This window comes from Acidimicrobiia bacterium (genome assembly GCA_030584185.1).
GTDB lineage: Bacteria > Actinomycetota > Acidimicrobiia > Spongiisociales > UBA11373.
This window is the reverse complement of the sequence record CP129495.1, coordinates 780,416-806,077: the sequence shown is the minus strand read 5'-3', so window position 1 is coordinate 806,077 and position 25,662 is coordinate 780,416. Positions and strand designations below refer to the sequence as shown.

Annotated in this window: 24 protein-coding genes; 13 read left to right on the top strand and 11 right to left on the bottom strand. The window is 68.1% G+C overall.

Annotated elements, in window-relative coordinates:
- Positions 1-86: 86 nt before the first annotated feature.
- Entirely contained in the window at positions 87-752 is a 666-nt protein-coding gene (locus tag QY307_04075) for a VWA domain-containing protein (GenBank protein WKZ83429.1), read from the top strand.
- 127 nt (positions 753-879) lie between these two features.
- Here QY307_04075 and QY307_04070 read toward each other — a convergent pair whose 3' ends face one another.
- Entirely contained in the window at positions 880-1,536 is a 657-nt protein-coding gene (locus QY307_04070; GenBank protein WKZ83428.1) for an SHOCT domain-containing protein, read from the bottom strand.
- Between the two features lie 176 nt (positions 1,537-1,712).
- On the opposite strand from QY307_04070, the gene aceB reads away from it, so the two are divergent.
- The 3 genes from aceB to aceK are packed head-to-tail and all read left to right on the top strand — an operon-like array spanning position 1,713 to position 6,290.
- A complete protein-coding gene (gene aceB, locus QY307_04065) occupies positions 1,713-3,284 on the top strand; it encodes a malate synthase A (protein ID WKZ83427.1) in 1,572 nt (523 codons plus the stop codon).
- A 40-nt stretch (positions 3,285-3,324) separates the two neighbouring features.
- On the top strand, positions 3,325-4,578 hold the full coding sequence (gene aceA / locus QY307_04060; GenBank protein ID WKZ83755.1) for an isocitrate lyase: 1,254 nt from the start codon (positions 3,325-3,327) through the stop codon (positions 4,576-4,578).
- Complete coding sequence (gene aceK, locus QY307_04055) at positions 4,575-6,290, top strand: bifunctional isocitrate dehydrogenase kinase/phosphatase (GenBank protein ID WKZ83426.1); 1,716 nt, start codon at positions 4,575-4,577, stop codon at positions 6,288-6,290. Before aceA ends, aceK begins: the two co-directional genes overlap by 4 nt.
- A gap of 15 nt (positions 6,291-6,305) precedes the next feature.
- On the opposite strand, the gene QY307_04050 is transcribed toward aceK, so the two are convergent.
- A complete protein-coding gene (locus QY307_04050) occupies positions 6,306-7,550 on the bottom strand; it encodes a hypothetical protein (protein WKZ83425.1) in 1,245 nt (414 codons plus the stop codon).
- Between the two features lie 60 nt (positions 7,551-7,610).
- Here QY307_04050 and QY307_04045 point away from each other — a divergent pair, with 60 nt between their 5' ends.
- Positions 7,611-8,069 (top strand): cytochrome c, encoded by a 459-nt coding sequence (locus tag QY307_04045; protein WKZ83424.1) that lies wholly within the window; start codon positions 7,611-7,613, stop codon positions 8,067-8,069.
- Here QY307_04045 and QY307_04040 read toward each other — a convergent pair.
- Positions 8,058-8,504, bottom strand: coding sequence for a helix-turn-helix transcriptional regulator (locus tag QY307_04040; protein ID WKZ83423.1), 447 nt, complete (start codon positions 8,502-8,504; stop codon positions 8,058-8,060). The genes QY307_04045 and QY307_04040 overlap by 12 nt on opposite strands.
- A 111-nt stretch (positions 8,505-8,615) precedes the next feature.
- On the opposite strand from QY307_04040, the gene QY307_04035 reads away from it, so the two are divergent.
- Genes QY307_04035 through QY307_04025 form a run of 3 tightly spaced genes read left to right on the top strand, consistent with a single transcriptional unit; the run spans position 8,616 to position 11,808 of the window.
- Complete coding sequence (locus QY307_04035) at positions 8,616-9,500, top strand: hypothetical protein (GenBank protein ID WKZ83422.1); 885 nt, start codon at positions 8,616-8,618, stop codon at positions 9,498-9,500.
- A gap of 47 nt (positions 9,501-9,547) precedes the next feature.
- Positions 9,548-10,624, top strand: a complete 1,077-nt coding sequence (gene serC / locus QY307_04030) for a 3-phosphoserine/phosphohydroxythreonine transaminase (GenBank protein WKZ83421.1) — start codon at positions 9,548-9,550, stop codon at positions 10,622-10,624.
- Positions 10,625-10,629: 5 nt separating this feature from the next.
- Complete coding sequence (locus tag QY307_04025) at positions 10,630-11,808, top strand: 3-phosphoglycerate dehydrogenase family protein (GenBank protein WKZ83420.1); 1,179 nt, start codon at positions 10,630-10,632, stop codon at positions 11,806-11,808.
- Between the two features lie 42 nt (positions 11,809-11,850).
- Here the strand turns inward: QY307_04025 and purU are convergent, their stop codons facing one another.
- Both purU and QY307_04015 read right to left on the bottom strand, forming a co-directional pair.
- Positions 11,851-12,705 (bottom strand): formyltetrahydrofolate deformylase, encoded by an 855-nt coding sequence (gene purU, locus QY307_04020; protein WKZ83419.1) that lies wholly within the window; start codon positions 12,703-12,705, stop codon positions 11,851-11,853.
- 46 nt (positions 12,706-12,751) lie between these two features.
- Positions 12,752-13,069 carry a hypothetical protein gene (locus tag QY307_04015; GenBank protein ID WKZ83418.1) on the bottom strand — a complete coding sequence of 106 codons (318 nt, stop codon included), beginning with the start codon at positions 13,067-13,069 and terminating at the stop codon, positions 12,752-12,754.
- 125 nt (positions 13,070-13,194) lie between these two features.
- On the opposite strand from QY307_04015, the gene QY307_04010 reads away from it, so the two are divergent.
- The gene (locus tag QY307_04010; protein WKZ83417.1) at positions 13,195-13,641 is read left to right on the top strand and encodes a prepilin-type N-terminal cleavage/methylation domain-containing protein; all 447 of its coding nucleotides are present in this window, start codon (positions 13,195-13,197) and stop codon (positions 13,639-13,641) included.
- Between the two features lie 6 nt (positions 13,642-13,647).
- Here QY307_04010 and QY307_04005 read toward each other — a convergent pair whose 3' ends face one another.
- Complete coding sequence (locus tag QY307_04005) at positions 13,648-14,910, bottom strand: DUF4349 domain-containing protein (protein ID WKZ83416.1); 1,263 nt, start codon at positions 14,908-14,910, stop codon at positions 13,648-13,650.
- 64 nt (positions 14,911-14,974) lie between these two features.
- Positions 14,975-15,238: a DUF4342 domain-containing protein gene (locus tag QY307_04000; GenBank protein ID WKZ83415.1), complete on the bottom strand. Its 264-nt coding sequence runs from the start codon at positions 15,236-15,238 to the stop codon at positions 14,975-14,977.
- 135 nt (positions 15,239-15,373) lie between these two features.
- Here QY307_04000 and QY307_03995 point away from each other — a divergent pair, with 135 nt between their 5' ends.
- From QY307_03995 to QY307_03980, 4 genes are read left to right on the top strand one after another with little or no spacing between them, the layout of a single operon-like run.
- A complete protein-coding gene (locus tag QY307_03995) occupies positions 15,374-17,551 on the top strand; it encodes an MMPL family transporter (protein WKZ83414.1) in 2,178 nt (725 codons plus the stop codon).
- A complete protein-coding gene (locus QY307_03990) occupies positions 17,548-18,189 on the top strand; it encodes a TetR/AcrR family transcriptional regulator (protein WKZ83413.1) in 642 nt (213 codons plus the stop codon). Before QY307_03995 ends, QY307_03990 begins: the two co-directional genes overlap by 4 nt.
- A 46-nt stretch (positions 18,190-18,235) precedes the next feature.
- Positions 18,236-19,543 carry an aminotransferase class I/II-fold pyridoxal phosphate-dependent enzyme gene (locus QY307_03985; GenBank protein WKZ83412.1) on the top strand — a complete coding sequence of 436 codons (1,308 nt, stop codon included), beginning with the start codon at positions 18,236-18,238 and terminating at the stop codon, positions 19,541-19,543.
- Between the two features lie 10 nt (positions 19,544-19,553).
- Entirely contained in the window at positions 19,554-21,866 is a 2,313-nt protein-coding gene (locus tag QY307_03980) for a hypothetical protein (protein WKZ83411.1), read from the top strand.
- A gap of 23 nt (positions 21,867-21,889) precedes the next feature.
- Here the strand turns inward: QY307_03980 and QY307_03975 are convergent, their stop codons facing one another.
- Genes QY307_03975 through QY307_03960 form a run of 4 tightly spaced genes read right to left on the bottom strand, consistent with a single transcriptional unit; the run spans position 21,890 to position 25,592 of the window.
- Entirely contained in the window at positions 21,890-22,735 is an 846-nt protein-coding gene (locus QY307_03975; GenBank protein WKZ83410.1) for a hypothetical protein, read from the bottom strand.
- A 12-nt stretch (positions 22,736-22,747) separates the two neighbouring features.
- The gene (locus QY307_03970; GenBank protein ID WKZ83409.1) at positions 22,748-23,836 is read right to left on the bottom strand and encodes a hypothetical protein; all 1,089 of its coding nucleotides are present in this window, start codon (positions 23,834-23,836) and stop codon (positions 22,748-22,750) included.
- Positions 23,833-24,930, bottom strand: coding sequence for a hypothetical protein (locus tag QY307_03965; protein ID WKZ83408.1), 1,098 nt, complete (start codon positions 24,928-24,930; stop codon positions 23,833-23,835). The genes QY307_03970 and QY307_03965 overlap by 4 nt, the downstream gene beginning before the upstream one ends.
- Positions 24,927-25,592 (bottom strand): ABC transporter ATP-binding protein, encoded by a 666-nt coding sequence (locus QY307_03960; GenBank protein ID WKZ83754.1) that lies wholly within the window; start codon positions 25,590-25,592, stop codon positions 24,927-24,929. The genes QY307_03965 and QY307_03960 overlap by 4 nt, the downstream gene beginning before the upstream one ends.
- Between the last annotated feature and the right edge of the window lie 70 nt (positions 25,593-25,662).

The window sequence follows — 25,662 nt, the reverse complement described above, 5'->3', positions numbered from 1 at the left end:
GAATCAGGGGAGTTCTGCTCCGAACCGCCCCTGTGCGTTTCTGTCGCACGCCGCTGGTATCAATGAGGCTGAAGGAGGAAGACCACATGACCACAGACACCCCGGTACACATCGCCGTCGTACTCGACAGGTCGGGCTCGATGGCCTCGATCGCCGACGACGTCGTCGGCGGCTTCAACGCCTACCTCGGCGAGCAGCAGAAGGTCCGAGGCGAGGCTCGGCTCACGCTCGCCCAGTTCGACTCGGAAGACCCTTTCGAGGTGCTGGTCGACGGCACCGACATCACGACCGTGCAACCCCTGGCGCGGGAGGCGTACCGGCCCCGAGGCACCACGCCCCTGTTCGATGCCATCGGCAGGATGATCGCCCGCATCGACACCGAAGTCGCCCGCAGGAGAGTCGACGGCGAGCCCGCCGAAGACCAGGTCGTGGTGATCCTCACCGACGGCTTGGAGAATGCCAGCCGGGAGTTCAGCCGGGCCGACGTCCTCCCACTGATCGAACACCGCCGCTCCAGTGGCTGGGTGTTCGTGTTCCTCGGTGCCGACCAGGACTCGCTCGCCGCCGGCGGGGCGATCGGTGTGGCGGCACCGAACGCGCGGAACTGGTCGAAGTCCAAGCAGGGCGTGGAGCAGGTGTATCGCGACCTGAGTCGTTCGACGACCCTGCACCGGGAGAAGGCGGCAGCACTCCGGCGTCAGGATGCCGACCACTTCTACGTGCCTGAGGCGGAGAGCGAGCCCGCGAAGTAGCGCCGGTACCACCGCCCGGGGACGGCCTTGCCCTAGCCGGTGATGGTTCCGAATGCCCAGAGTCCGAACCAGACTCCTGCCACTGCCGCCGCCGCCTGGACTCCAACCCAGATCCAGTCTCGGCGGTTCATGAGAGCAGCCTCCGTTTCGCCTTGGCGAACTCGTCATCGCTCAGGGAGCCGGAGCGATGGAGTTCGTCGAGGCGTTCGAGGGTGGCGACCAGATCGTGGCCCTCGATGGATTCGGACGACGGCGGTGCCTCCGCCACCGGGAACGGCGCCACCACAGGGCCGATGTGGGGGCCATCCACTTCGGTTCGCCCGGATCGGATGCCGCCGGCGCTGAAGCCTCCCATCCTTATCCAGAGCCACAGCGGCACGGCGCCCATGAGGACGAAGAGGACTCCAGGGATCAGCCACCCCCACACCGGCCCTGAGCCGACGGGCGGATCGAACGAGTACTCGAGAAAGTTCCAGCCCAGTGACACGAACAGCGCCGGCCAGAAGAAGGCGACGAACGAAGGGATGCGGGCGCGGGCGGCAGTAACCGCGTAGATGATGGCGGCGATTGCTCCCAGCCAGATCGAACCCACCATGACCCCGGCGACCCCATCGGGGCAGTGGTGCTCGATGACGTAGGGGCCACCTTCGGCGCAGAACCCGCCGATGTCCATCACCGACCGCATCCCGAGGAAGAGGGCGGTGATCCCGGCCGAGGCGAAGGCGAGGCTCACGATGAGAGTCGCTCCGGCCTTCGGCGACACCCTGAGGTGCTCGGTGGTCACAGCGGCAGGTTATTCGTCGGCGAGCGGTGATCGAGGCCGCTTCCACGCCGACCGGCGGTGGGGCAAACCCGCATGGAGTCGGCTGGACGCCCGACGGTCGTGCATGCGGCAGTCGATGCGCTGGGGGCAGGTACCCGTGCATCCTGTATCCTCGGCGCCCCTGCCCCCGGAGGCCAATGCTCGACTCCGTAGAGATCACCGGAGCCGCATCTGGGCGCCGCGCCGAGATCCTCACCCCGGAGGCACTGCACTTCCTGGCCTCGCTCGAGCACCGATTCGGCGGCCGTCGCACCGAACTGCTGGCCATGCGCCAGGAGCGCCAACGCCGATGGGACGCCGGCGAGCTGCCCGGCTTCCTGCCCGAGACCGAGTCGCTTCGGGCAGCAGACTGGAAGGTGAGCCCCCCTCCCCATGATCTGCTCGACCGCCGCGTGGAGATCACCGGGCCGGTCGAACGCAAGATGATGATCAACGCCCTCAACTCGGGGGCTCGCGTCTTCATGGCAGACCTCGAGGACGCCAACGCTCCCACCTGGGACAACATCATCGACGGGCAGGTGAACCTCTGGGATGCGGTGCGCCGGGCGATCTCCTTGACCACCGACGATGGCCGGCACTACAGCCTCGCCGAGGAGACGGCCATTCTGATGGTGAGGCCCAGGGGGCTGCACCTCGTCGAGCGCCACGCCCTGGTCGACGGCGTGCCCATGGCCGCCGGCTTCTTCGATCTCGGCCTCTACCTCTTCCACAACGCCGCCGAACTGGTGCGCCGGGGAAGCGGGCCCTACTGCTACTTGCCCAAGATGGAGAGCCATCTGGAGGCTCGGCTGTGGGACGACCTCTTCCTCCACGCCGAGGCGGTGCTCGGCCTGCCGGTGGGAACGATTCGAGCCACCGTGCTGATCGAAACCGTCCTCGCAGCCTTCGAGATGGAGGAGATCCTTCACGAGTTGAGGGAGCACTGTGCCGGCCTCAACGCCGGGCGTTGGGACTACATCTTCAGCATCGTCAAGACCTTCCGCAACCGCCCCGAGATGGTGCTTCCCGACCGCGGCTCGATCACGATGACCGTGCCCTTCATGGGCGCCTACACCCGACAGCTGGTTCGGGCATGCCACCGGCGAGGTGCCCACGCCATCGGCGGCATGGCGGCGTTCATTCCCAACCGGCGGAATCCGGAGGTCACCGAGCGGGCTCTGGAGCAGGTGGCCGCCGACAAGCGGCGCGAGGCGAGAGACGGCTTCGACGGAACCTGGGTGGCCCATCCCGACCTGGTGGCCACCGCCATGTCCGAGTTCGACGCCGTGCTCGACGGCCGGCCCAACCAGGCCGGAAGGCTTCGCGACGATGTCACCCCCGACGCCGCCGCCCTGCTCGATGTGGCCGTCCCCGGTGGGTTGATCACCGAGACTGGTTTGCGTCAGAACGTGTCGGTGGGAATCCGGTACCTGGCGTCCTGGCTGAGCGGCGTCGGCGCCGCCGCCATCGACGACCTGATGGAGGATGCCGCCACCGCCGAGATCTCCCGCACCCAGGTGTGGCAGTGGGTTCGCCATGGGGCGGTCATGGACGATGGCACCGTCATCACCGATGGGCTGGTGAGGGCGATCGCCGCCGAGGAGGTGTCCCGGATCGAGGCCGCCGAGCCGCCGCCACGTCTCGACGATGCCCTGGGCCTGTTCCTCGAGGTGGCGCTCGCCGACGAGTTCATCCCCTTCCTGACCATTCCCGCATACGATCTGATCTGAGGTGAGAGCCGTGTCCGACTTCGAAGCCCGCGCCACCGCCATGACCCGCTCCTGGGCAGAGGACCCTCGATGGGAGGGGGTGACGCGCGACTACCAGGCGGCCGCCGTCGTACGCCTGCAGGGCTCGCACCCACCCCAGCTGCCCTACTCGATGTTCGCTGCCGGACGCCTGTGGAGCCTCCTGCACGAGCGCGACTTCGTCGCCGCCCTCGGCGCCCTCACCGGCGGCCAGGCGGTGCAGATGGCCAAGGCCGGCCTGGAGGCGGTGTACCTGTCCGGCTGGCAGGTCGCCGCCGACGCCAACCTTGCCGGTGAGACCTACCCCGATCAGAGCCTGTATCCGGCGAACAGCGCCCCGGCACTGGTGCGGCGGATCAATGCAGCTTTGCGGCGCGCCGATCAGATCCAGTGGGCGGGCGGGGGAGGAGACGTCGACTACTTCCTACCCATCGTCGCCGATGCCGAGGCCGGCTTCGGAGGCGCACTCAACGCCTTCGAGATCATGCGAGGGATGATCGAGGCGGGCGCCGCCGCCGTCCACTTCGAGGATCAGCTCGCCTCTGAGAAGAAGTGCGGGCACATGGGTGGCAAGGTGCTGGTCCCCACCTCTCAGCACGTGCGAACCCTCACCGCCGCTCGACTGGCCGCCGATGTGGCGGGCGTGCCCACCCTGTTGGTGGCGCGCACCGACGCCAACTCGGCGACGCTGCTCACGAGCGACGCTGACGAGGCCGACCGGCAGTTCCTCACCGGCGTGCGCACGCCGGAGGGGTTCCACGAGGTGCGAAGTGGGATCGATGCCGCCATCGCCAGGGGGCTCGCCTACGCCCCGTACTCCGACCTGCTGTGGTGCGAGACCGCCCATCCCGACCGGGAGGAGGCGGAGCGCTTCGCCGAGGCCATACACCTGCGCTTCCCGGGCAAGCTGCTCGCCTACAACTGCTCGCCGTCGTTCAACTGGAAGAGACACCTCGACGACTCCGCCATCGCCTCCTTCCAGAGGGACCTGGCGGCGATGGGTTACAAGTTCCAGTTCATCACCCTGGCCGGGTTTCACGCCGTCAACGCCTCGATGTTCTCTCTGGCGAAGGGCTATGCCGAGTCCGGGATGCCGGCCTACGTCCGCCTCCAGGAGGACGAGTTCGCCATGGAGGATGACGGCTATACGGCGACGCGACATCAACAGGAGGTCGGCGCCGGGTACTTCGACCTGGTGGCCGAGGTGGTGGCCGGCGGTCGTGCCGCCACCCTGGCTCTGACCGGCTCCACCGAGGAGGAGCAGTTCGTGGGATGACCGACGTCGGGCCTGGCGACCCGGCGGCCGCCGGACTGTCGGTGATCCTGGAGGCCTACGCCGCCCACCGCTGCGAATTCGACCGCATCACCGCCCGCGCCGGTACCCACTTCGCCTCCAGGCAATGGCGAGAGATGCAGGCCGACGCCACGCGGCGTCTCGGCTCCTATCGGGCGGCGATCGACCGACTGGAGGAAGCCGTAGCCGCAGCCATGGGCGGCCGCACCGGGGATAGGTTCGTATGGGCCGAGATGAAGCGCAGGCTGGCTGCCGAACTGGCAGGACGGCACGACGCCCCGCTGGCTGCGACCTTCTTCAACTCGATCACGAGGCGGCTGTTCGGCACGGTCGGCGTGGCCCGCGACGTCGAGTTCGTCTCCGGGGAGGCGCCACCACGGGAGGGAAGGGGCGACCCGGTGAGCCTGCCCATCCCGAGCGCCCCTGCTCCCGAGTTGGTCGGAAAGATCATTGCTTCGGTGTCGCCGGGTGTCGCCTTCGAGGATCCCGTCCGTGACGCCCTCCTCGTAGGCGAGCGTATCGCCGGGGCGATCCCACCCGGCCCCGTGGCCGCGGAGATGGCGGTGAAGCCGTTCTACCGCGGCCTGGGCGGCTACCTGGTGGGGCGTCTGCTTCCTGAGGACGGACCGGCGCTTCCCATCGTCCTCGCCGTGGGCAACCACCCCGAAGGTGCCCGCGTCGAGGCCGTCCTCCTCGACGAGCAGGACGTATCCATCCTGTTCTCCTACACGCGGTCCTACTTCCACGTCGAGACGGAGGACCCGGCGGCCCTGGTGGAGTTCCTGAGCGGCCTTCTACCTCGCAAGCGACGCGCCGAGCTCTGGATCTCGATCGGATTCGACAAGCACGGCAAGACCGAGTTGTACGGCGACCTCATCGGATTCCTGGAGTCCAGTGGCGAACGATTCGAGCGAGCCCCGGGTGTGCCCGGGATGGTGATGGTCGCCTTCGGCATGCCGTCGCAGGACCTGGTGTTCAAGGTGATCCGGGACTCGTTTCCCGCTCCCAAGCAGACCACCCGGCGCGCCGTCATGGAACGGTACCGCCTGGTCTTCGGCCATGACCGCGCCGGGCGTCTCATCGACGCCTGGGAGTTCGAACACCTCGAGCTGGATCGGGACCGCTTCGAACCCGGATTGCTCGACGAGCTGCTCTCCACCGCAGGCCGTTCGGTCGAGGCGGTCGGAAGCAGGGTGGTGCTGCACCATGCATATGTGGAGCGCAGGGTGACACCACTCGACGTGTATGTGCGAACCCGGCCGTCGCAGCAGGCGGCGGCGGCCCTGATCGACATGGGTGATGCGGTGCGCGACCTGGCACTCTCGGGGATCTTCCCGGGCGACATGCTGGTGAAGAACTTCGGCGTCACCCGCTCCGGGCGGGTCGTGTTCTACGACTACGACGAGCTGGCACTCCTCACCACGGTCAACTTCCGTCGGATCCCCGAGCCGGAGCACCCGGAGGACGAGATGCGTTCGGGACCGACCTGGGGCGCCGGACCTGCCGACGTGTTCCCCGAGGAGTTCCGCTCGTTCCTCGGTCTGCCGGAGCCGTTACGGGAGATCTTCGAGACGGTGCATGCCGATCTCTTCGATCCGATCACCTGGCATCGGATTCAGGACCTGGTTCGGCGGGGGGAGCCCGTCGAGATCCCCCCGTACGCCCCACAGCGACGGCTCGACACGACTCGGTGACCGCGAACCGAGGGTTTAGGCGGCGGCGCCGTTTCGTCGCAGCTCGATCAGATACCCCACGATGCCCACCAGCAGGGCGGTCCCCATCAGCGGCGTGAACACCCGCTTGATGGGCGCGTTGAGGAAGATCAGCCCGGTGGCGAACCCGGCGATCCCGACGTTGACCCCCCACAGCAGGATGCGATCGACAGCACTGTTGCTGGCCCCATGGAGTCGCACCGCCAGGACCCCGAAGAGGAGGTTGGTCATCACTCCTATGAACATGACGTGGTCGAATGTGAGGATGAGGCCTTCCTGAACCTCGGTCAAGGCGTCGACATCCAGGCTCCCGTTTGTGATCTGAATCACGAGCGCCGTGATCAGACCGAGGTAGACCACGAGGAAGGCGACACCGATTCGCGGGAAGGCTCCGGTTCCGGCCCCCTTCCATGACGCCGGGGTCAGCATCGCCCTATGGCGCCAGACCAGCATCACGACGGCCACGATCATCAGCAGGTTGGCAAGACCTACGATCTCCTCTTCGCGCCCGGTGATGAAGCCGATGTTCACCAGGACTCCGGCCACGAAGGTCAGCCACATCTGGATCGACCCGGATCGGCCGGTCTTCCCCCCGCCGATCAGCCACTCGATAAGGGACATCGCCGCCAGGAGCAGGAAGCCGATCACCATCGCCGGAGGATGCGCCTCGGCGATCGAGTCGGCCACCTTGTCGGAGAGGCCGGGGACCTCCCCCCGTGAGATGGCGATCCCGAGGACGATCCCGAACACGGCGCCGATCAGCATCGACCACCAGGCGAGGATGAGCCCGATCCTTGCCGCCGACGATCCCGTTGCCGTCCGGTTCGCCCTGGTGACCCAAGCCAGGAACCAGATCACCACCAACAGGAGCAGGGTGCCGGCGATGGGTCGAGCGATGCGGTCGCCCGGGATGGCATCGCCGGCGAAGAACGCGGCCACGTACAGGGTCACCGCCCCCGACAACGCCCGGGCGATGGCCGTCGCCCCGGTCCCGCCCCACACCAGGAACGAGGTGCCAGCTACCGCGAGTGTGATCCACCCCAGGGTGCCGGCGTGGACGTGGCCGATGAGCGTGTCGTGGTCGGGTTCATACAGATCGGCTCCGTTGAGGATGCCGATGACGATCGTGGCCACGAACAGGATCAGAGCGGTGACGAACACCGTTCGGGCCGCCAACGGCAGCCGGTTCTCGTGTTGAGACATGGTCGTGCCTCCCTCCCAGATCTCCACCCCAGTCTTCATGCGCAATCGTACAAGTAGCCGCAAAGGCCTGCCGGACGGGGCCGTCTTAGACTGCCGCCGATGTCGCCCAGGCGCCTCCCGCTTCTCGCCATGCTGGCGGTGATCGCCGCCTTGGCCGCTGTCGGTTGTGCCGATCCGGCGGAGGCAGACGACCCGATCCGTGCCGGTCGCACCGTCTACGGGGATTCCTGCTCGGCGTGCCACGGAGCGCGAGGGCAGGGCGGCGTCGGGCCTTCACTCGAAGAGGTGGTGATCGACTTCCCCGCCTGCTCCGATCAGCAGAAATGGATCCGTCTCGGTTCGGACCGCTGGCTCACCGAGGTGGGCGCCACCTACGGTGCCACGGGAAAGCCTGTGAATGGCGGGATGCCTGCCCACGACCGGCTCGGCGACGACCAGATCGCCACCGTGGCCCTCTACGAGCGCGTCGAGTTCGGCGGAGAGGACAAGGCGAGAGCCTTCGCCGATTGCGGATTCACCGGCACGGGGGACGGAGCAGTGCCCGGCTCAGATTCCTGAGGCCATCCGGTCGACGATCTCCTGGAGCAGCCGCCGGTCCTCGAGTGCCAGGCTGCGGAAGGCGTCCAGCAGGCGAGCCTCGTCGGCGCCGGGCCCTTGCGCAGGCGCCGGAGAGTCTTCGGCCTCCGGGTCACCGTGGAACCAGCGGCGACGCGGAGGAGGGACGAGCGACAGGTTGGTGGCACGATCCACCCTCTGCTCGGCAGAGGCGAAGAGCTCGTGGCTGCGCATTCCCAATGCCTCGGCGATACGCAGCAGCACTTCCGAGGACGCCTGCTTCTTGCCGGCTTCGATGGCCGAGAGGTACGAATACGAGATCCGGGAGCGTGCTGCGAGCTCCTTGCGGTCGAGACCGCGGTCGGTGCGCAGCACCTGGATGGTGCGGCCCATGGCTGCGTTGAACCCGCCCTCTGTTGCCTGGTCTGCTGCCGGCATTGCACTCTCCGCTCGTCGTAGGTAGATGTCACCTCGGAAGCCATTGGCAACCTTTGGCGTTTTTCGTCACTCTCGTCGTGTAGTTTTCCGACGGCAAGCCGGAAAGGACGCATGGAGAGCGAAAGGCGAAGGCGATCCTACCTGGTCGGGGCTCGCATCTCTCGAGCCCGGATGGAGCAGGACTCCCCCGAGGACGCCGCAGCACTCGATGCCGTAGGCGACGACGACATCATCGTGGTGTCCGGGGCATATGACAAGGTGGAGTGGGTGTTGGAGGCCCTCGGGCTGCCCCACCACATCATCAAGCCCGACGACGTCGCCTCGTTCCCGCTGGCGCCGGACCAGCTCCTGATCGTCAACTGCCCCGGTCGCCTTGGACCGGATGGCATAGAGGCTGCGAGCGCCTTCGTCGATGGCGGCGGGTCGCTGTTCACCACCGACTGGGCTCTGCGCCACCTGATCGAGCCCGGATTCCCGGGAACGATCCGGTTCAACCGGAGACCGACCCGCAACGACATCGTCCGGATTTCGGTAGGCAGGCACGACAACCCGTTTCTGCGCGGTGTGCTCGACCCCGAGGACGATCCGCTGTGGTGGCTGGAGGGCTCCTCCTACCCGATGGACATCCTCGACCCGGGCAAGGTCGAGGTGCTGATCACATCCGGGGAGTTGGAGACCAACTACGGCGCAGACCCTGTGGCGGTGGTGTTTCGCCACGGCCTGGGGGAGGTGTTCCACACGGTCAGCCACTACTACCTGCAGCGAGCCGAGACCCGCACCCGCCGTCACAGCCGCTCCGGCGCCTTCTATGCAGCGGAAAAGGGGATCGGGCTCTCCTCGGAGGACCTCGCCCTTGCCGCCGATCTCCAGCTGACCGAGGTCGAGGCTGCGGCGTCGTCGACCCGCTGGCTTTCCAATGTCATCGCCGCCAAGAGGCGCGCCGCCGAGCAGAGCCCTTTTCGCGGCGACGACACCGACCCACCACCTGCTTCCTGAGACCGGAAGCGGCGGGGTCCCGCCGGGTCGGGCCTATGTTGGGAGCCATGAGCAGACACAACTTCAGTGCAGGTCCGGGGGCACTGCCGGCAGAGGTCGTGGCGCTGGCCGCAGACGAGCTGGCCGGGCGGGAGCGTCGCGGGGTCACGGTCATGGAGATCTCCCATCGCAGCCCCGAGTTCGTCGCCATCGCCGAGAAGGCGGAGCAAGACCTTCGCCGTCTGCTCGACATCGGTGACACCCACGCCGTCCTCTTCCTCCAGGGCGGCGCCACGGGCCAGTTCTCGGCCGTCCCGCTCAACCTGGTCCCCGACGGGGGCAGGGCCGCTCACATCGTGACCGGCCACTGGTCGCGCCGGGCGGCCGACGAGGCGGGGCGGCATTGTCCGGTCGACATCGTCGCCGATGCCGAGCCGGGCGGATTCATCGGCGTACCCGATCCCTCCACCTGGGAGGTTCCAGGTGACGCCGCCTACCTCGCATACGCTTCCAACGAGACGATTCACGGCGTCGAGATGACCGAGCCACCGGCTTTCCCGGTTCCGCTGGTGGCCGATGCCTCCTCGAACCTGCTGTCCCGTCCTCTGGATGTGTCCCGCTTCGGAGTCCTCTATGCGGGTGCCCAGAAGAACCTGGGCCCGGCCGGGCTGACGGTGGCGGTGGTGGCGCGCGACCTGCTTGGCCGGTCGGGCCGTGTGATCCCCACAGTCCTCGATTACGCGGCGATGGCGGCGTCGGGATCGATGTTGAACACGCCGCCGACTCTCGCCTGGTATCTGGCCGGCCTGGTCTTCGAGTGGTTGATCGCGCAGGGTGGCCTCGAGGAGATGGAGCGACGCAACCGGCGAAAGCAGGCGCTGGTCTACGAGGTCGTCGATGCCTCCCCGATCTACACAAACCGTGTGGATGCCAGGTATCGGTCGTGGATGAACGTTCCGTTCTTGCTGACGCCAACCGACCTGGAGCCGGTGTTCCTGGCCGAAGCGGCCGCCGAGGGATTCATCGGCCTCAAGGGCCATCGCTCGGTGGGGGGGGTGAGGGTCAGCCTGTACAATGCCGTCACCGAGGAGTCGGTGCAGGCCCTGGTCGGGTTCATGCGGGACTTCCAGGACCGCCACGGCTGAAGTCGATGCCCTTCACCATCCTCACCCTCAACGAGATCTCCCCTGCCGGTCTGGCGCGGCTGCCGGCAGATCGCTACACGGTCGACCGGTCGGCCACCCATCCCGACGCCATCCTGGTTCGGTCTGCGGACATGACCACCATGGACATCCCCGAGTCGGTGCTGGCCGTCGGCCGGGCCGGGGTGGGTGTGAACAACATCCCCGTCGCCGCCCTCAGTCGCCGCGGGGTGCCGGTGTTCTACGCCCCCGGCGCCAACGCCAACGCGGTCAAGGAGTTGGTGATCGCCGGAATGCTCATGTCGGCGCGACGGATCCTGCCGGCGTGGGAGTTCGTTCGCGGGCTCGACGCATCGTCGCCTTCTCTCGCCGAAGAGGTCGAAACGGCCAAGAAGCGGTTCGTCGGGTTCGAGTTGCCCGGGAAGACCCTGGGCGTGGTGGGGCTCGGCGCCGTCGGGGTCGAGGTGGCCAACGCCGCCCTGGCGCTGGGCATGAGGGTGATCGGGTTCGATCCGGCGATCTCGGTCACCCGGGCCTGGCAGCTGTCGGCCGGTGTGCAACAGGCGGCCAGCCTCAACACGCTGTGTGCCGATGCCGATGTGGTGACCCTCCATGTCCCGCTCATGGAGAGCACGAAAGGCATGGTCGATGAACGGCTGCTGGCGTGGATGAGGCGCGGGGCGGTCTTGCTCAACTTCGCGAGGGAGGGCATCGTCGACGAGTCGGCGGTCGCGGCGGCACTCGACAGGGGCGACCTGCAAGCGTACGTCACCGACTTTCCCACCGGGGCATTGAAGGACCACTCCGGTGTGATCGCCCTTCCCCACTTGGGGGCGTCAACGGCCGAGGCCGAGGAGAACTCGGCGGCGATGGTGGCCGACAGCTTGCGCGCCTACCTGGAGGAGGGCGTCGTGCGGCACTCGGTCAACTTCCCCGACGCCAACCTTCCGTTCGGCGGGGGGGTGAGGATGGTGGTGGCCAACAGCAACGTGCCCGGGATGGTCAGCCAGATCTCTCAGGAGGTGGCCAACGCCGGGCTGAACATTCGCGAGATGCTCAACGCATCTCGCGGTGATCTCGCCTACACGATCGTCGACGTGGACGGTCCGTTCGGCGAGGGCGTCTTCGCCGGCGTGTGCTCCATCGAGGGGGTCCTGACCGCACGGGTGCTCACCCCGGGCGGTTAGCGCTGGGAGACCTGTGTCGCGAGCCTCCCCAACACCGACCGGTTACTCGAACACCACGGTCCGGTTTCCCGACACCAGGATGCGATCCTCGAGGTGCAGCCGGACCGCCTCGGCGAGGACGACGCGTTCCAGGTCTCGGCCCTTGCGCACCATGTCCTCGACGGTGTCGTGATGCCGAACGGTGGTGGTCGCCTGGGCGATGATCGGCCCCTGGTCGAGGTCTTCGGTCACGTAGTGACCGGTCGCCCCGATCAGCTTCACGCCCCGTTCGTGAGCCTGGTGATAGGGGCGTCCTCCGGCGAAGGCGGGAAGGAAGCCGTGGTGGATGTTGATCATGCGATGCTGCCATCGCCCCACGAGTTCGGGCCCGAGAACCTGCATGTATCGGGCAAGCACGACCAGGTCGATCCGCGCCTCGTCGAGAAGTGAGGCCAGATGAGCCTCCTGGGAGTCGCGTTTCCCGGGCGTCACCGGGAGGTGGTGATAGGGGATGCCGTGGGGTTCCACGAACCCGGAGAGATCGGGATGATTGGAGGCGACCAAGGGAATGTCCGCATCCAGTTCTCCAGTGCGCCAGCGCCACAACAGATCGGCCAGGCAGTGGCCCTCGCGGCCGACCAGGATCGCCACCCGCGATCGGGTCCCGGTCCATCGCACCCGCCAGCGCATGGAGTGGCGATCGGCCACCGGGGACCATGCCGCCCCGAACTCCTCCGCGGTCAGACCGAAGCCGGCCGCCTCCACCTCGACCCTCATGAAGAACTTCCCGGCCTCGATGTCGGTGTGCTGATCCGCATCGACGATGTTGCCGCCATGATCGGCGATGAAGCCGGAGACGGCGGCGATGAGCCCCGTGTCGTCGGGGCTGGCGATCAACAGTCGCGCCGTCTCTCCCACCGGGTGTTCCTCTCGGCTGATGCGCGCAGCGTATCGCCGTTCGTGGTCAGCGCAGCAGGGCCGCGCCGAGGAGAGCGAGCGGCACGGCCCAGGCCGTCCAGCGCAGCCACGGGGACGTGAAGCGCCACAGGTTGTGGACCTCGGCGTAGATGGCGGCACCCGCCAGCGAGACGGCTCCGATCGCCGCGCCTGCGGTGACCACTCTGTCCAGGACTCGTTGTGCCGAAGTCCCGGTCGCCGGATCCGCTGCCATCAAGGTCAGCCCGGCAAAGGCGGCGGCGCCGGTTCCGAGTACGCCGAGGAAGGCGGCGACGCGGAAGCGATCGACCAGCCTGGCGTCGTGAGCCGACCTCGGTTCTCTCATCACCGTCCTCGGGGCGAGCGGGGTGTTCGACCGGAGGAGTATTGCTACCCACAGGCAAGGGTTCAAGTTGTGGAGGCACCCTGCCGATGCGGTGGCTCACGCCGTTGCGGATGGAGGGCGACGCCATGCGTCGGAGAGAAGACTCGGGGTTCACGCTGGTCGAGATGGTCGTCGTGGTGGCGATAGTCGCCGTCCTACTCACCATCGGCCTCGTCTCCTACCGAGGCGTGCAGCGGCAGGCCGAGGCGCGCGGCGTGCAGCTCGACCTGGTCACGGCGGTCAAGGTCCAGGCGCTTCTCCATCTCGAGACCGGTGCCTTCAGCTCCGACGCCATCACCTTGACCGCTCTCGAACCAAACCTGCAGTACTCGCTCGACGGAGCGAATGGGACGATCGTGGTTGCGTCCGAGGTGGGCCGGGAGGATCTCGATGTGTGCTTGTTCGCCAGCACCCAGGATGGGGCGTGGTTCTCCATGTACCACTCGTCCTCGGCAGGCGACCGCTACGGCCAGTCGGCGCCGCTTCAGTGCACCCCGGCGAATGTGGCGGCGTGGCCTACCGAGTCCTGGTAACGGTTCCTATCCGTCGTCCGTCGAACGGCGCCTGCGCCACCACCACAGACCCGCGAGCACCAGTGGCACCCAGAGGAAAGGCACCGCGGCGCCGGCGCCGATGACCGCCACTCCCACCAGCCACTGCAGCGACTCCCAGGCCGACTTCAAGGCATCGGTGAAGCCAGGCAGGGAGGTGTCCTCGACGACGTGGGGCGAGGCCGGCGTCGTCGAGGTCTCCACCTCGACATAGAGGGGAGCCCCCTCCTCGTCGATGGCTGTGGCGGACACCTGGGGCGCAGTCCAGTTCCGGGGATCGGCCTCGGTCTCGAATGCGAGGATGAGGCGATCTGACGGAGCCAGAGGAGCCTCGGGGTCCCCGGAGACGGCGATGAGGTCGGAGTGATCGGCGTCGAGCCCGTCGTCGGACACGGCGATCTCGGCGAGGGTGGTGTCGCCGGTGTTCACCACGGTGAAGCAGAAGGTGACCTCCTCGCCCTCTTCCAGGGTTATCTCGTTCCGGGATCCCGGGCACCCGGTCCCACCGTCGTGACCGGGGTAGACGGTCTCCACGACCTCGATCATCGGGGCCGGCTGGGGTTCGCCGAGGACGATCACGATCGTCGCTAGGGCCACCTGATCGACGAGGGTACGCAGCTGCCCCCGCAGCAGCTCCAGGTCGGTCTCGCGCGTGAGCAGCTCCGCCTCGATCTCGACGACGTCCTCGACGGTGGCCGCCGTCTCGAAGAGGGCACGCAGCCGGGCGACGCTGGCCTCGGCGGTGGCGATGCGGCTCTCCAGGTCGACGACTCGCTCGGTGACGTCGTCGGCTGTCACCGACTGTCGGATCAGCCGTCCGACGCCTCCCAGCCTCTCCATGGCCTCGGAGAATCGGTTCGGCGGGACCTTGATCGTGAGCACCGACCGAGGCTGGTCTCCGGTCGTCGTCTCCTGGCCGAAGACGATTCCGCCCAGGTCGGCGACGGCCGCCTGGACCTGGGCCACGGCGGCGCCCACATCGGTGACCTCGACCTCGATGGCGGCGGTGTAGACGATGCTCCGTTCGATGCCGCTGACCAGGACGGTGGCCATGGCGTCGGTTCCGGGCGCTGCTGGCTCGCGAGCGTCACCCTCCGAATCGTTGTCCGAGGATGGTTGTTCGGTCACTTGCCCGGAGGAGCCCGCCGTCGCCATCGTCGTGTTCGCCGCGTCGTCGCCGCCCCCGGAACAGGCGGCCAGCGCCAGGGTGGAGGCGAGCAGCAGGGCGGTCAGCGGGTGGGTTGCGGTCATCGCTCCTCCGTTTCGTCCTCGGTTGGACGGCCGGAGCGATCCCCCGGTTCCTGCGACTCGCTCGTCAGGACTCGCCCCCATCGGCATCGTGGCGTCGCTCGACCCGGATCGTGCAATCGGTGACCACGGCGGCGATGGCGCCCACGGCGGCCGCCATCGGCAGCAGCAGTGCCCCGACCACGCCGATCGTCAGCGGAAACTCCACCAGCGTGCGCCCATCGGCGTCGGCGATCACCAGCCTTCGCACGTTGCCCTCGCGGACCAACTCCTTGACCTTGGCGAGCAGTTCCTCGCCCCTGACCGAGAACTCTTCCCAGCGATCGTCCACTCTCCGCTCCTCTCCTCGCCCCAATTTTGCCCGACCACGGCGACTCCGACAGGGCAGAACGGCAGGGCTTGACAGAGTTACCGAACGCCGATAACTTAGCGACGCTATCAATCGATGAAGTGAGGGGAGACTCGTATGTCGGCGCTGGGCAGGTTCGTGGTCCGGTTTCGGTGGGCGGTGGTGCTCGGGGCGATCGTCTTCATGGCCCTCGCCGGAGCCATCGGGGGCGGAGTGGCATCGTCCCTCTCCAACGGTGGTTTCGAAGATCCGGACTCCGAGTCGAGCATCGCAGCCGATCGACTCGCCGAGGAGTTCGGTGTCTCCGACCCGGCTGCGATCTTGATCCTCACCGTCCCGCCGGGGAGCGACGTCGACGATCCGGCTCTCGTCGCCGAAGGCCTGGCTCTCACCGAGCACCTGGCAGCCGAGGACGGGGTGACCGCGGCCTCCTCCTACTGGTCCATGGGCAGCCCGCCGCCGCTGCGCTCCTTCGGGCGCGACCGAGCGTTGATCCTGGTCTCGATCGAGGGCGATCAGGGTGAGGTGCTCGACCACGCCGCAGTCATCGCCGAGGAGTATCGGGGCACCCAGGGCTCGTTCGAAGTCCTCGTGGGCGGGTTCGGCCCCCTGTTCGCAGAGGTGCAGGAGACCACCGAATCCGACCTGGCGCGAGCCGAGCTGATCGCCTTCCCGGTGACGGCGCTGCTCCTCCTCGTCATCTTCGGGGGGGTGGTCGCCGCATCGCTGCCCCTTGCGATCGGCGGCCTTGCCATCGTCGGCACCTTCCTCATCCTGCAGATTCTGAGCGGTTTGACCGAGGTCTCCATCTTCGCCCTCAACCTCACCACCGCCCTCGGCCTCGGTCTGGCGATCGACTACTCCCTGTTCATCGTCTCCCGATTCCGCGAGGAGCTGGCGGCGGGCCTGTCGACGCCGGATGCGGTGGTGGCGACGGTACGGACCGCCGGAAGGACCGTGCTGTTCTCGGCAGGGACCGTCGCCGTCTCGCTGGCAGCAATGATCGTCTTCGACCTCGCCTTCCTTCGGTCTTTCGGATACGCCGGCATCGCCGTGGTCACCATGGCGGCGGTCGGCGCCGTCATCGTGCTGCCGGCGATCCTCTCATTGCTCGGGCCTGGCGTGGAGCGGCTGCGAGTCCGCCGAGTCAGATCGACCGCCGTCGAGACCGGAACCTGGCACCGCATCGCCACCTTCGTGATGCGCCGGCCGATTCCGGTCGCCGCCGCTGCCCTGACACTCCTCGTGGTCCTGGGATCGCCGTTCCTTCGGGTGGAGCTGGGCCAGGCCGACGATCGAATGCTTCCGGAGTCCTCACCATCGCGTATCGCCGGCGACGTCCTGCGTTCCGAGTTCAGCGGATCGGAGTCGTCCCCGGTGGACGTGATCGCCGCCGGCGTCTTCGACGAGGAGGCGATAGGCGAATACGCCGCCACCCTGTCGAGACTCGACGGTGTGTCGCGGGTGGACACGGCAACCGGTTCCTACCTCGGTGGCGTCCTGGTGCTACCGGCGACCCCCGCCCACGCCCGGTTCTCATCCGATGCGGGCACCTACTTCGCCGCCATCCTCGGCGTTGCGCCTTCGTCGCAGGAGGCGGAGGCCGTGGTGCGTGAGATCCGGGCGCTGGAGTCCGGTGTCCCAGTCGAGGTGACCGGGGTGAGTGCCTTCCTGGTCGACACCAAGGACTCGCTGTTCGGAGATCTCCCCCTGGTCCTCGGGCTCATCGGCCTGGCCACGTTCCTGCTCCTCTTTCTCATGTTCGGATCGGTGGTGGTGCCGGCCAAGGCGTTGGTGCTGAACGTCCTCTCCTTGTCGGCCACCTTCGGGGCGCTGGTGTGGGTGTTCCAGGACGGGAACCTGTCCGGGCTTCTCGGGTTCACACCGACCGGGTCGCTGGAGATCACCATGCCCATCCTGATCTTCTGCATCGCCTTCGGGCTCTCCATGGACTACGAGGTGTTCCTCCTCTCCCGGATAAAGGAGGAGTACGACGGCGGTGTCGGCAACGAAGCTGCGGTGGCTCGCGGGCTGGAGCGCACCGGGCGCATCGTCACGGCGGCAGCCCTGCTCATCTCGATCGTGTTCATCGCCTTCGCCACCTCGTCGGTTGCGTTCATGAAGATGTTCGCCGTGGGGATGACCCTGGCGGTCCTGGTGGATGCCTTCGTGGTGCGGGCGACCCTGGTCCCGGCGTTCATGAGGCTCGCCGGCGAGGCCAACTGGTGGGCGCCGCGCTGGATGAAGCGAGTTCACGCCAGGTTCGGGATCAGCGAGTCGGCGGGTGAGCGGTGACCCCGCGCCGACGCGCCCGCAAGGGTGAAGGCGACCTGCTGCGTCAGGAGATCCTCGACGCCGCCGAGCGGCTCCTCTTGGAGAAGGGCTCGGTGGAGGCGGTCTCGATCAGGGCGCTCGCCAAGGCCGTCGACGTATCGCCCCCTTCGATCTACCTCCACTTTCCGGACAAGGCGTCGGTCTTCTTCGAGACGTGCGCCCGCGGCTTCACCCGCTTCGAGGCATCGCTGAGGCAGGCCGCCCAGGGCGGCGGGGATGCCATCGATCGCCTGCGGAAGATGGGTCGGGCCTACGTCGAGTTCGGCCTCTCCCACCCCGCCGAGTACCGGGTCCTGTTCGGGGGCGGGGTGGCGCCACCCGACGATGCCGGATCCGACGACCCGGGGGTACGCGCATTCACCCTGGTGGTGGGGACCATCATCGAGGGCATGGCCGCCGGCACGGTGCGCGGCGACCAGGATGCCATGGCACTGGCTGTCGCCATGTGGGCTGCGGTACACGGAGCCGTCCTGGTCCTGATGCAGGCGGAGAGCCTGTCACCTGTGATCCAGGTCGAGCCGGCAGAACTGATCGAGGCCGTGATCGGGGTCGTCGTCTCCGGCCTGGCGCCGCCGACCGCGGGCGCCCCGGGCGGGTAACCTGATCGGTCGGTTCCCTCCGATGTCGGGTGCCGGAAAGGAAGCAATGGAACACTCGCTCTTTGCCGGGCGCGTGGGGCGCATCGGGACCGAGCCGGCGTTCGCTCTCGGCGCCCGCATCGCCGAGGTCGAGGCCGAGGCGGGACCGGTGATCAGGTGCAATCTCGGCCAGCCCGACTTCCCCCTTCCCGCCCACATCGCCGAGGCCGTGGTCGCCGCCATCCGGGCGGGACACACCACCTACTGCGATCCGCAGGGCCTCCCCGAGGTGAGGTCGGCGATCGCTCGGCGGGTCGGTGAGGATCGCGGTCTCGAGGTCGATCCGGAGCGGGTCGTGGTCTACGCCGGCGGTCGCCCCCCGATCGGGCTGACCCAACACGCCTACGTCGAGCCGGGAGACGAGGTCATCTATCCCTCGCCCGGCTACCCGCTCTTCGAGTCGTTCGTCGAGTACCTCGACGCCGTACCGGTCCCGCTGCGGCTGCGTGAGGAGACCGGGTTCGACTTCTCGGGCGACGACCTGGCGGCCCTGATAACGCCTCGCACCAAGCTGATCTTCCTCAACTTCCCCTCCAACCCGACCGGCGGGGTGGCCTCCAGAGAGCGCCTCGCCGAGATCGCCGCCGTCATCCTGGAGCGCACCGGGCCAGAGGTGCGCGTGTACTCGGACGAGGCGTACGAGGCGATCGTGTTCGACGGAGCCGAGCACGTCTCCATCTCCTCGTTGCCCGGGATGGAGGGGCGCACCATCATCGCCTCCGGCGCCTCCAAGACCTACTCCTGGACGGGAGGCCGGATCGGGTGGGGCGTCTTCCCCACCGTGGAGGAGGCGAAGGTGCAGCGGACGCTGAACATCAACTACTTCGCGTCGATTCCTCCCTACAACCAGCTGGGCGTCAAGGCGGCCCTGGAGTCGCCTGAGTCGGCCCCCGAGATCGCCGCCATGGTCGCTGCCTTCCAACGGCGCCGCGACCTCGTGGTGGGTGCGCTCAACGAAATCCCGGGAATCACCTGCCAGAACCCGCGCGGGGCCTTCTACGTGTTTCCCAACGTGGCCGGGGCACTCGACGCACTGGACGCACCCGGCCTTTTCGCCTCGTTGCCGGCCGAGGTTCGAGGTCGGTCGTCTCCGGCCACTCTGTTCCAGCTCTTCCTGCTCCATCACCATCGGGTGGCCACCATGGATCGGCGTTCGTTCGGCGTGCTCGGCTCCGAGGGGGAGCACTTTCTGCGGATCTCCATCGCCACCGGCGATCGGGAACTCACCGAGGCGATGGAGCGGATCGCCGCCGCCGCCTCGGACGCCGTCGGCTTCAAGGAGTTCGTGGGCTCGGCGAGGCGTCTGACGCTGTGAGGTGCCGATCATGAGCCCTTCGTTCGGGCCGCGACGCGCCGTCTGGCTGAAGGTCGACGGCGCCGCCGACGGTGTCGATCGGGCAGCGATCGCAACCCTGGAGCGGTACGACCTCTACTACCGGACCCTGGTCTCGGTGATGTTCAACTTCACCCAGTCCGGCCATCCTGGAGGGTCGATCTCGGCGGGGAGGATCATCACCGCCCTGCTCCTCGACTCCATGGAGTACCAGATCGGCGATCCGGTTCGCTCCGACGCCGACATCATCGCCTTCGCCGCCGGCCACAAGGCTCTCGGCCTATACGCCACGCTGGCGTTACGCGACGAGGCGGTGCGGCTCCAGGCCCCCTGCCTGCTCCCCGGCGAGGATCGTCTGCGCCTTCGCCTCGAGGATCTGCTCGGGTTCCGGCGCAATCCGACTCAGTCCACGCCGCTGTTCAGGGAGTTCGGATCCAAGGCCCTCGACGGTCATCCCACACCGGCCACACCGTTCGTGAAGATCGCCACCGGCCCGTCGGGCGTCGGGGTCGGTTCGGCTCTGGGCCTGGCGATGGCCGCAGCCGATCTCCACCCCTCGGATTCGCCAATGGTCCACATCCTCGAGGGGGAGGGGGGGCTGACGCCGGGCAGGGTGACCGAGACCGTGGCCTTCGCCGGCTCCGCCAGGCTGCGCAACGCCGTGATCCACCTCGATTGGAATCAGGCGTCGATCGACTCCGAGTTCGTGACCCGCGAGGGCGATCGGCCAGGGGAGTACGTGCAGTGGGATCCGATGGAGTTCTTCCATCTCCACGATTGGAACGTGATCGAGGTCGCCGACGGGTTCGACTTCGGACAGGTGATCGCCGCCCAGCGTCTGGTCGCCGGGATCGAGACCGGGCAGCCGACCGCCATCGTCTACCGGACCGTCAAGGGGTGGCGCTACGGGATCGAAGGGCGGCGATCCCACGGGGGTGGCCACGCCATGGGATCCGACGGTTACCAGGAGTCGGTGAGGCCCCTGTTCGGCGACATCGAACTGCCCAGGTATGACCCGAAAGACCCCGTCGCCGTCGAGGCTGCCTACTGGTCGACCCTGCAGAATATCCGCCGGATGCTCGGCGACGATCCGGTGACCGGGGAGGTGGCGAGCCGGGTCGAGGCGACAGGACGCCGCCTCGACGATCGGGGACGCAAGCCGCGCCCCGATGCCCCCCGGGTGGAGGCCGTCTTCGAGGGCCTCGAACCTGCGGCCACCCCCGCCGGGCTGATGTTGGAATCGGGCAGCGCCATCGCGCTCCGGCAGCAGCTGGGGAAGGCGCTCGGATACCTCAACACCAGGTCGGGAGGGGCGATCCTCATCGCCGCCGCCGACCTGCTCGGTTCGACGGCCATCGCCGACGCCGCTGCCGGCTTTGATCCCGGTCCATACGACATGATCTCCAATCCGGGGTCGCGCACGCTGCCGTTCGGCATCTGCGAGGACGGGCTGATGGCGGTGATGACCGGGGTCTCGGGCTTCGGTCACCACATGGGTGCCGGTGCCTCCTATGGGGCCTTCATCGCACCTCTCGGCCACATCGCGGCGAGGGTGCACGCCATCTCCGACCAGATGCGCCAGCAGACCGATCCCGGTCCGCTGCATCCGGTGATCCTGGTGAGCGGTCACGCCGGGATGAAGACCGGGGAGGACGGCCCCACCCATGCCGATCCGCAGGCGTTGCAGTTGTATCAGGAGAACTTCGTAGCCGGGACTGCGGTCACCCTGACGCCGTGGGAGCCCTCCGAGGTGTGGCCGCTGCTGGCAGCCGCCCTGGAGGCGCGCCCATCCGTGATCGTGCCCTTCGTCACCCGACCCTCGGAGCGGGTTCCCGATCGTGAGGGCCTGGGTCTGGCTCCGGCCGCCGCCGCCGCCGGCGGTCTGTACCGGCTGCGCACATCGGCCGGTACTCCTGACGGCCATCTGGTGATACAGGGCTCGGAGGTCGCCTACGCATTCGTCGTGGAGACGATGCCGCTGCTCGAGGCGGCCGGCATCGATCTCGAGGTGTTCCTGGTGACCAGTGCCGAGCTGTTCGATCGGCGTCCTCCCGAGGAACGCCGGGAGGTGTTCCCCGAAGAGATCTCGCAGCGGGCCATTGGGATCACCGGTTTCACGCTTCCCACGATGTATCGCTGGGTGCGCAGCGACCTGGGAAGGGCCCACACCCTCCATCCCTTCCATGGCGGCCACTACCTGGGCAGCGGCTCCGGGGAGATGGTGGTGCACGAGGCGGGACTGGACGGCGATGGGCAGTTCGCCGCCATCAAGCGGTACCTGGAGGCCACCCGCAGGACCCTCTGATGCGGCTCCGGCGCCAGCGGACCTCAGCCGGTCGCCAGCGCCAGGCAGTCAGGCGAGAGGGTGACCGCCACCGGGACGTTGGCGCTGCGCAGCTCGGCCGAGGCTTCGATCCGGAAGACCTCGGCGGCGGGATCGTCGCTGGGACCGGAGCGGCTGTCGAGGACGATCTCGTACTTGAGCAGCACCCGCGTGCCCTTGGCGATCCAGTAGTCCACCTGATTGTCGGTCACCAGAGCGCCCGACTCCGATCCGAACCCGGACACGCTGAACCGGTAGTGGACGGCGTCGATTCCTGCGATCGGCTCCTCGCCGACCACGACCGGATTCTCGGGGACAATGCTGATGTCGAAGAGGCGTTGCATGGCCTCCAGGGCCTCGCGCTGCTGCGGGGTGGCCGCCTCGTAGGTCCAGGACTCGCCGTCCCACTGGCAGGACTCGTTGCCCACCTGGTAGAGCTCGGTGATCGACTCCTCGGCGCCTTCGAAGTCGGGGCCCGTCTGGGTCATCGAGGTGCGTGAGAGCCGGGACTCGGGGTCACGATTGAACGCCCAGTCCGTGGTCGTGATCGAAGTCTCGGCGGCGCTCGGGCCGATGGTCGAGAGCTCCATGTGCCACTCGTAGTTGTCGAAGGTCCCCAGCCCTTCCTGGATCGGAAGCGGCGCAGCGGCCAGGTCTCCGATGTCACCGATGCTTCCGTTGCCGTCGGTGGTGGTGGTGGATCCCTCGCCTCCGGTGGAGGTCGTGCCCGAGGTTTCGCCCGGGAGCGTCGACTGTGGTGGGTTCGACGAGAAGAGGGGAGCGTCGATGTCGTCACCACAGGAAACGAGCACCAGGGTCAGCACCAGCAGGATCGTCGCGGACCGGGCCATCGGGACACTCCTTCAGTCGACACGTAGCAGGTCGGCGGGCCGGGCCCGCAGGACTCCGGTGGCCGCCGTCACCACGGCGACTACCAGGACCGCCGCGGTCACGGTCGCCGCCCGCACGATACCGCCGGAGTCGAAGACCGCGCCGATCGTCAGGCCGAGACCATCGACGGCGACCACCGCCCCCATGGCCCTGGCTGCCAGGATCGCCGTGGCGAGCCCGAGGGCGGCGATGGCGGTGCCCTCCAGCACCAGGTACAGGACCGTGACCGAGCGGCCCATCCCGATGGAGCGCAGCACCGCCAGGTCCCGCCCCCGCATCCGTGCATTTCGCCAGAGCACGGCGGCGATCACTGTCCCGGACGCTGCGGCAAGGGCAGCGTTGGCCAGGTCGGCCAGGGCGAACACCGGGTCCCACTCGCCGGCAAGGGTCACGAAGTCACCGCGCCGGGCGACGCCCAGCGGTCCGGGAAACGAGTCACCTTCCTCGATCGGACCGTCGCCGGGGATCACGAAGAGAGACACCCCTTCGTCCCAGCCGAGGAGGCTTCGGGCGTCGCCGAGCGAGAGCCAGATCTCGTTGTCCGCATAGGTGCCGGTCCGAAACACGCCCACGATCGGGTAGATGCGGCCCCTGACCGAGACGGCATCACCGGCGGTCACCAGGCGGGCCTCGGCCAGGTCCACCCCCAGCATGGCAGTGCCCGGGAGGTCGTCGGGCCCCAGGGCGCTCCCGGCCACCATTTCGAAACCGGTGACCGATCGATAGCGTGCCGGATCGATGCCACGAACCAGGATGGCATCACCGGCTGAGGATCCGGCCACTGCGTGGATCTCGGGAATGGCGAAGGCGGCGCCGGCGGCGATCAGGTCCACCCCGACCGACTCGGGGATCCGGCTCCCGGTGATCTCGCCGACGCTGTTCGCCTCCTGGACGATCAGGTCCCCAGAGGCCACCTCGGCGAAGTCGGCATCGATCCCGGCGGCGAAGGCGTGCAGGAGCAGCATGCCGGTCAGGGGGACCGCCGCCAGCATCGTGGCGCCGAAGAGTACGGGACCCCGGAAACGGAAGTCGGCGGCTGCGAGGCGAAGGGCCGGAATCATCGCTGAACCAGGAGCGCCCGCACCGGCAGGCGGAGCGGGCGGCGTAGTGCCAGCAGGGTGCCCGCCGCCGTTGCGGCCAGGGCGAGCACCGAGCCTGCGATCCAGGCTCCGGACGACACCGAGGGCTCGAATACGAGCGATCGAATCGTGGTCGTGCCTGCCGCCGCCAGGACGGGCCAGGCCGCCAGCGCCCCGATGGACAGGCCGATCAGCGTGAGCAGACATGCTCGAACGGTGGTCAGCGCCGCCAGCGATCGTGGGTCGAATCCAAGTGATTGGGCGATGCCGAGGTCGCGACGGCGCTCGGTGAGCATCAGGGAGGCCAGGTTGAACGCGGCGAAGGTGAGGGCGGCGAGGGCGATGATCGTGGACACGATCGCCAGGCTGGATGCGGCACCCTGGCGAGCGCCCTGCTCCTCGGCGAGGATCGTCTCCTCGTACACCGAGAAGTCGCTGCCGGCGACCGCCTCGAGTCGCAATCGCAGGGTGGCGACGTCGACGCCGGGCCGGGGGGCGACGGTGATCATCTGGACCCCCGACATCCCCTCGAACAGGTCCTGGGCACGGTCGAACCGCATCCACACCGAGGCGAACTTGGTGCCGGACGCCCTCACCAGGGCCGACACCGCAAACTCGGTCCCGAACACCTCCACGGTCGAGCCCACCGTCCACCCTGTTGCGATCGATGCCCCTTCGGTGATGGCGATCTCGTCGCCGGATCCCGGCCACCGGCCATCGAGCAGGGCCAGTCCGTGCACCGTCTCCCAGGTGGAGAACGGTGCCGCCCGCAGCTGCATCACACGATCATCGATCCGGATCGGGCGAAAGATCATGGGCGCCACCGCGGCGTCGCCGGCCACCGTCGCTTCGGCCATCGTCAGGACCGACGGATCGAGGCGGCCGGCAGCAGGATCGAGGGCGTTGGGGGAGAGCAACACCAGGTTGCCGCCAGTGACCGCCTCGGCGCGCAGGCCACCCGCTACCGCCATCAGAATCAGGTAGGCGACGACGATGGGGATGAGGGCGGCCAGGTGGAGGAGGCTGCGCATCCGGTCGGCGGCGGCGTCGGCCCAGGCCAGGCGGAGCAGCGTCACCCCTCGAGCCTCCCGTCGCGCAGGGTCACCACTCGATGGGCATACTCGATGAGCGCAGGATCGTGGGTGACGGCGACGATGGTCAACCCGCGACTCCGGTTGAGACCGACCAGCATCTCCATGATCGAGGCGGTGGTCACCGCGTCGACGTCGCCGGTCGGCTCGTCGGCGAGGAGCAGGACGGGATCACCGGCGATCGCCCGGGCGATTGCCACCCGCTGCTGTTCTCCACCCGACATCTCGGCCGGAGTGTGACCGAGTCGTTCGCCGAGTCCCAGGGACTCGAGCAGTTCCTCCGCCTTCCTTCTGGACTCCCGCCACGGCGTTGCGCGGGCCAGCAGTGCCAGCGCCACGTTGTCGCGGGCGTCGAGGGTGGGGATCAGGTTGAAGAACTGGAAAACGAACCCGATGTGATCCCTGCGGTAGCGGTCCAGGCCCCGGCCCGACTCGCCGGTGACGTCGCAGCCGGCGACACGAATCGTGCCGCCGTCGGGGCTGTCCAGCCCACCGATCAGGTTGAGCAGGGTCGACTTGCCGCCTCCGGACGGACCCATCACCAGCAGCAGCTCGCCTCTTGGGACGATCAGGTCGACGCCGCTCAGAGCGGAAACGATCCGCCTGCCGCGCCGGTACGACTTCTCCAGGCCCTGCACCCGGACCAGGGGCTCGGTGACCACGACCGGCAGGCTAACGGGGTAGGCGCGTCCGCTCCCGAGCCGGTACCGTCTTATC

Coding starts and splice junctions, on each gene's coding strand:
- QY307_04040 (WKZ83423.1), bottom strand. CDS start 8,504: ATGCCGGCAGCAGACCAGGCAACAGAGGGCGGGTTCAACGCAGCCATG.
- aceA (WKZ83755.1), top strand. CDS start 3,325: ATGACCCGCTCCTGGGCAGAGGACCCTCGATGGGAGGGGGTGACGCGC.
- QY307_03980 (WKZ83411.1), top strand. CDS start 19,554: ATGAGCCCTTCGTTCGGGCCGCGACGCGCCGTCTGGCTGAAGGTCGAC.
- QY307_03995 (WKZ83414.1), top strand. CDS start 15,374: ATGTCGGCGCTGGGCAGGTTCGTGGTCCGGTTTCGGTGGGCGGTGGTG.
- QY307_03985 (WKZ83412.1), top strand. CDS start 18,236: ATGGAACACTCGCTCTTTGCCGGGCGCGTGGGGCGCATCGGGACCGAG.
- QY307_03970 (WKZ83409.1), bottom strand. CDS start 23,836: ATGATTCCGGCCCTTCGCCTCGCAGCCGCCGACTTCCGTTTCCGGGGT.
- serC (WKZ83421.1), top strand. CDS start 9,548: ATGAGCAGACACAACTTCAGTGCAGGTCCGGGGGCACTGCCGGCAGAG.
- QY307_04015 (WKZ83418.1), bottom strand. CDS start 13,069: ATGAGAGAACCGAGGTCGGCTCACGACGCCAGGCTGGTCGATCGCTTC.
- aceK (WKZ83426.1), top strand. CDS start 4,575: ATGACCGACGTCGGGCCTGGCGACCCGGCGGCCGCCGGACTGTCGGTG.
- QY307_04025 (WKZ83420.1), top strand. CDS start 10,630: ATGCCCTTCACCATCCTCACCCTCAACGAGATCTCCCCTGCCGGTCTG.
- QY307_04035 (WKZ83422.1), top strand. CDS start 8,616: ATGGAGAGCGAAAGGCGAAGGCGATCCTACCTGGTCGGGGCTCGCATC.
- QY307_04005 (WKZ83416.1), bottom strand. CDS start 14,910: ATGACCGCAACCCACCCGCTGACCGCCCTGCTGCTCGCCTCCACCCTG.
- aceB (WKZ83427.1), top strand. CDS start 1,713: ATGCTCGACTCCGTAGAGATCACCGGAGCCGCATCTGGGCGCCGCGCC.
- QY307_04075 (WKZ83429.1), top strand. CDS start 87: ATGACCACAGACACCCCGGTACACATCGCCGTCGTACTCGACAGGTCG.
- QY307_04010 (WKZ83417.1), top strand. CDS start 13,195: ATGCGTCGGAGAGAAGACTCGGGGTTCACGCTGGTCGAGATGGTCGTC.
- QY307_04045 (WKZ83424.1), top strand. CDS start 7,611: ATGTCGCCCAGGCGCCTCCCGCTTCTCGCCATGCTGGCGGTGATCGCC.
- QY307_04050 (WKZ83425.1), bottom strand. CDS start 7,550: ATGAAGACTGGGGTGGAGATCTGGGAGGGAGGCACGACCATGTCTCAA.
- QY307_03975 (WKZ83410.1), bottom strand. CDS start 22,735: ATGGCCCGGTCCGCGACGATCCTGCTGGTGCTGACCCTGGTGCTCGTT.